The sequence below is a fragment of the Methylocaldum sp. genome, assembly GCF_035627495.1.
Lineage (GTDB): Bacteria > Pseudomonadota > Gammaproteobacteria > Methylococcales > Methylococcaceae > Methylocaldum.
The window spans coordinates 1-3,265 of sequence record NZ_DASPLO010000219.1 but is presented as its reverse complement, the minus strand read 5'-3'; the positions used below and the strand labels follow the sequence as shown (position 1 = coordinate 3,265).

Here is a 3,265-nt window from a genome sequence, read left to right as displayed (position 1 = left end):
TCGCGCTTTCGGGTAAACCCGCCAAGCTCATCATCGGCGCCATGATGCGCAAGCTTTTGCAGGTCGCCTTCGGCGTCCTCAAATCCGAAAAACCCTTCGATCCAGCCCTGCATGGCGCTTGACCCGGATAACAGTATCTACCGCACCCGGGGGATACCAAACCAGAAAATGCTCTAAAGCCGCGCGGTTTTGTAATGACAATCAAGGCTCATGCGCAACAGAGTCAAAACGTAGGCTGCTCGATCCTTCACCACGTCCAACGCCTTTGCGACGCCCTACCCAGAGGTGCCCCAAGCAGTCATTCATGCCTTCTTCATCGAACGCCCACTCAGCAGCGGTAAACGGTCACTCAATTTCAGCGACGTATCGGCGCTCCACCAATTGCCGAAACCCAGCATACCCTTGGTAAAACGCTCCCCTTGACGGATTGGACCAGGGATAGAACGTGACAGCACCTCGGCAAGACTGGCGGGTGGAGAATCCATCAATTTTCGATGCGCGCCATCGATAAACAAGGAAATAGAGAAAGACAAGTTGAATACGCGCGACAATCTTCGCTTGACATAAGGACCGATCGGTACAATACTGTACTCCATGAATATTGGACGACCTCTTGAATTCGATCCCGAGCAGGCGCTGGATGCCGCCATGCAGGTCTTTTGGGCTAGCGGTTACGAAGCGACATCGCTACAGAACCTACTCGATGCGATGGATTTGTCGAAGAGCAGTTTTTACCAAGCTTTCGGCGGCAAACGGCCGTTGTTCGAGCGGTGTCTTAGGCGCTACCGGGAAAACATGGCGGCGGCCATGCTGGAAAGCTTGAATCAGGCCGCATCGGGCCGGCACTTCATCAAAGACATGCTGTCTTCCGTGGCTTCGGAAGCCTGTAGCGGCGAGAAACCGCGGGGTTGCCTGGTGATGAATACGGCGAATGAATTCGCGCAGGGCGATCCGACCGTGGCCGAATGGGTCGCGCAGGGCGTGGACCGGTTCACCGCGGTTTTCAAAGCGGCCGTGCAGCGAGCGCAAAAAGAGGGCACCATCGCCGCCGACAAGGATCCAGACGTGCTGGCTCGTTTTCTCGTTAGCAGCATGAGCGGACTTAAGACGATGGTGAAAGCCGGTATCGGAGGAGAAGAGATTAAACGGATTATTCAGATCGCCTTGAGGGCGATTGATTGAATTTCGTGATCCATTTAGACCCGAACTGAGGATGACCATGCCTGAAGTCCACATGTATAGCACCGCGAATTGTTCCTATTGCGTGGCGGCGGAACGGCTGTTGGCCGCCAGGGGCGTACGGAACATCGAGAAACGCCGTATAGATATTGACCCCGCGCTGCACGCGGAAATGATGAATAAGACCCGCCGCCGCACCGTGCCGCAGATTTACATCGGGGAAGTCCATGTGGGTGGTTACACCGACTTGGTCGCCTTGGACCGACAAGGCCAATTGCGGGAATTGCTCGAAGCCGATTCAAGCCTTTCCATATCATAAGTACGAGCGGTTTTTTTTGCCCATTTATGGACTGATTAGTCCATAAATGAGAGTTGACTTTGCTCTAACGAGGTTTCAATGACTACTCAGAACGCCATCAATCCAGCCGCCGTACTTGCCGAAATCGAGCAAACGTTTGGCTTCATCCCCAATCTGTTTCGGGCTTATGCGGCGTATCCGCCCCTGCTGGCCGCCAATTGGGCCAAGGCGCACGCCACCCTGTTCCAAGGCGTGTTACGCCGCGAGGTGAAGGAAACCATCGCTCTGCTGGTCTCCCAGGACAACGCCTGCACCTACTGTATCGGTGCCCACACGGCCACCCTGCGCATGCTGGGCTTCTCGCCGCAAGCGATCGCGGCCATGGAAAACACCCTGGGCGATACCCATTTCAGCATCCGCGAGCAAGCGCTCATCGAGTTCGCCCGGCGCGCCAATCGCGCGGCCGCGCGGGTGACAGCGGACTTGGAGAACCTGTTGGCACAAGACATCCCCATGGCGGAAGTCGTCGAAGCCCTGGGGGTGATGGAGTTGTTCGCCGCCTTCAACCGGTTTGCCGACGCCTTGGGTGTCGTTCCCGATTCTTTTCCATCTCCGCAGCAATAACGTTCGGCGCCCGTCCCCGTACCGCACACCGGTTGGCGATAAATGCATTTCACCAGACTCCAGATCCTTGCTCGGACATAAACTTCAACCATAGAGGAGAACAACCATGCCACTCGTACAAATCAAGGGTATCGAAGGCTATCTCAGCCTCGAACAAAAACAGGAACTGATACAGCGTGTTACTGACGCCGTCGTGGCGGTAGAGGGAGAAGGCGTGCGCCCCGTCACCTGGGTCATCGTCGAAGACGTGCCCTCGGGGGCGTGGGGCGTGGCCGGGCAACCCGTCACTACCGAGGCTTTCCGCGGACTGGCCGCGCAAGCCGGCAACAAGTAGCGTTTTTTTGCCTTGTTATGGACCGATGAGTCCATAACAAGCCTATATCCCAACCACAGGAGCACATCATGTCATCCGAATACCGCCTTTCACTTCCTCCGAAGACCATTGAAAACGCCGAGCCCCGTGCCAGAACTGCCCTCGAATCCGCACAGGCCAATATGGGTTTTATTCCCAACATGTATGCGGTCATGGCCAATTCGCCCGGTCTGCTGGAAAGCTATCTGCACGGTTATGCCCTGTTTCGCGCCGAGTCCGGCTTCACGCCGGTGGAGCAGGAAGTGATTTTCCTGACCATCAGCCGCGAGAATGGCTGCCACTATTGCATGGCGGCCCACAGCTTCGTCGCCGATGCCATGTCCAAGGTGCCGTCCGCCGTGACCGATGCCATTCGAGACGGCAAGTCCATTCCCGATGCGACGCTCGCCGCATTGAGCGCCTTTGCCATCACCCTGGTGAAAACCCGCGGACAGCCGAGTCGCCGCGATGTGGAGAGCTTTCTGGCGGCTGGCTATAGCGAACGGTCCATCCTGGAAATCATCCTGGCCATCGCCGTGAAAACCCTGAGCAACTATTCCAACCATCTGTTCCACACATCGGTCGATCCGGTATTCGCCAGCCGCGAGTGGAAGAAGTCGGCATAACCATCGACATCGAAGCAAGGAGAAGACTACCAAACGCCTATCGCATTAGAGCATTTTCACGTCGGCTATACGGCATAACCGGCGTTCCGGAAGTAGTTCGTGCATTCGGCCGGAGTCAGCTGATTCAACAGTTCGCCGATGGCGTCCCCAATCGCCTCGACGGTGCGTTGCCCAGCCTTGCGGAGC

General features: G+C 56.6%; 6 protein-coding genes and 1 pseudogene. 6 read left to right on the top strand and 1 reads right to left on the bottom strand.

Going from position 1 to position 3,265, the window contains the following annotated elements:
* Positions 1-122, top strand: a pseudogene (locus VEB01_RS22195) (IS110 family transposase); the annotation flags it as partial.
* 180 nt (positions 123-302) lie between these two features.
* Here VEB01_RS22195 and VEB01_RS22190 read toward each other — a convergent pair.
* Positions 303-596 carry a hypothetical protein gene (locus tag VEB01_RS22190; RefSeq protein WP_324879356.1) on the bottom strand — a complete coding sequence of 98 codons (294 nt, stop codon included), beginning with the start codon at positions 594-596 and terminating at the stop codon, positions 303-305.
* Here VEB01_RS22190 and VEB01_RS22185 point away from each other — a divergent pair.
* The 5 genes from VEB01_RS22185 (at position 595) to VEB01_RS22165 (ending at position 3,079) form a co-directional block, all read left to right on the top strand.
* Positions 595-1,182 carry a TetR/AcrR family transcriptional regulator gene (locus tag VEB01_RS22185; RefSeq protein WP_324879354.1) on the top strand — a complete coding sequence of 196 codons (588 nt, stop codon included), beginning with the start codon at positions 595-597 and terminating at the stop codon, positions 1,180-1,182. The genes VEB01_RS22190 and VEB01_RS22185 overlap by 2 nt on opposite strands.
* A gap of 37 nt (positions 1,183-1,219) precedes the next feature.
* Positions 1,220-1,498: a glutaredoxin 3 gene (grxC, locus tag VEB01_RS22180; protein WP_324879352.1), complete on the top strand. Its 279-nt coding sequence runs from the start codon at positions 1,220-1,222 to the stop codon at positions 1,496-1,498.
* Between the two features lie 78 nt (positions 1,499-1,576).
* Positions 1,577-2,101 (top strand): carboxymuconolactone decarboxylase family protein, encoded by a 525-nt coding sequence (locus tag VEB01_RS22175; RefSeq protein WP_324879351.1) that lies wholly within the window; start codon positions 1,577-1,579, stop codon positions 2,099-2,101.
* A gap of 106 nt (positions 2,102-2,207) precedes the next feature.
* The gene (locus tag VEB01_RS22170) at positions 2,208-2,435 is read left to right on the top strand and encodes a tautomerase family protein (RefSeq protein WP_324879349.1); all 228 of its coding nucleotides are present in this window, start codon (positions 2,208-2,210) and stop codon (positions 2,433-2,435) included.
* Positions 2,436-2,503: 68 nt separating this feature from the next.
* Positions 2,504-3,079 (top strand): carboxymuconolactone decarboxylase family protein, encoded by a 576-nt coding sequence (locus VEB01_RS22165; protein WP_324879347.1) that lies wholly within the window; start codon positions 2,504-2,506, stop codon positions 3,077-3,079.
* Positions 3,080-3,265: the final 186 nt, after the last annotated feature.

Bases quoted from the DNA above. Each gene is read 5' to 3' on its own strand.
- VEB01_RS22185 (WP_324879354.1), top strand. From the start codon at position 595: ATGAATATTGGACGACCTCTTGAATTCGATCCCGAGCAGGCGCTGGAT.
- VEB01_RS22190 (WP_324879356.1), bottom strand. From the start codon at position 596: ATGGAGTACAGTATTGTACCGATCGGTCCTTATGTCAAGCGAAGATTG.
- grxC (WP_324879352.1), top strand. From the start codon at position 1,220: ATGCCTGAAGTCCACATGTATAGCACCGCGAATTGTTCCTATTGCGTG.
- VEB01_RS22175 (WP_324879351.1), top strand. From the start codon at position 1,577: ATGACTACTCAGAACGCCATCAATCCAGCCGCCGTACTTGCCGAAATC.
- VEB01_RS22170 (WP_324879349.1), top strand. From the start codon at position 2,208: ATGCCACTCGTACAAATCAAGGGTATCGAAGGCTATCTCAGCCTCGAA.
- VEB01_RS22165 (WP_324879347.1), top strand. From the start codon at position 2,504: ATGTCATCCGAATACCGCCTTTCACTTCCTCCGAAGACCATTGAAAAC.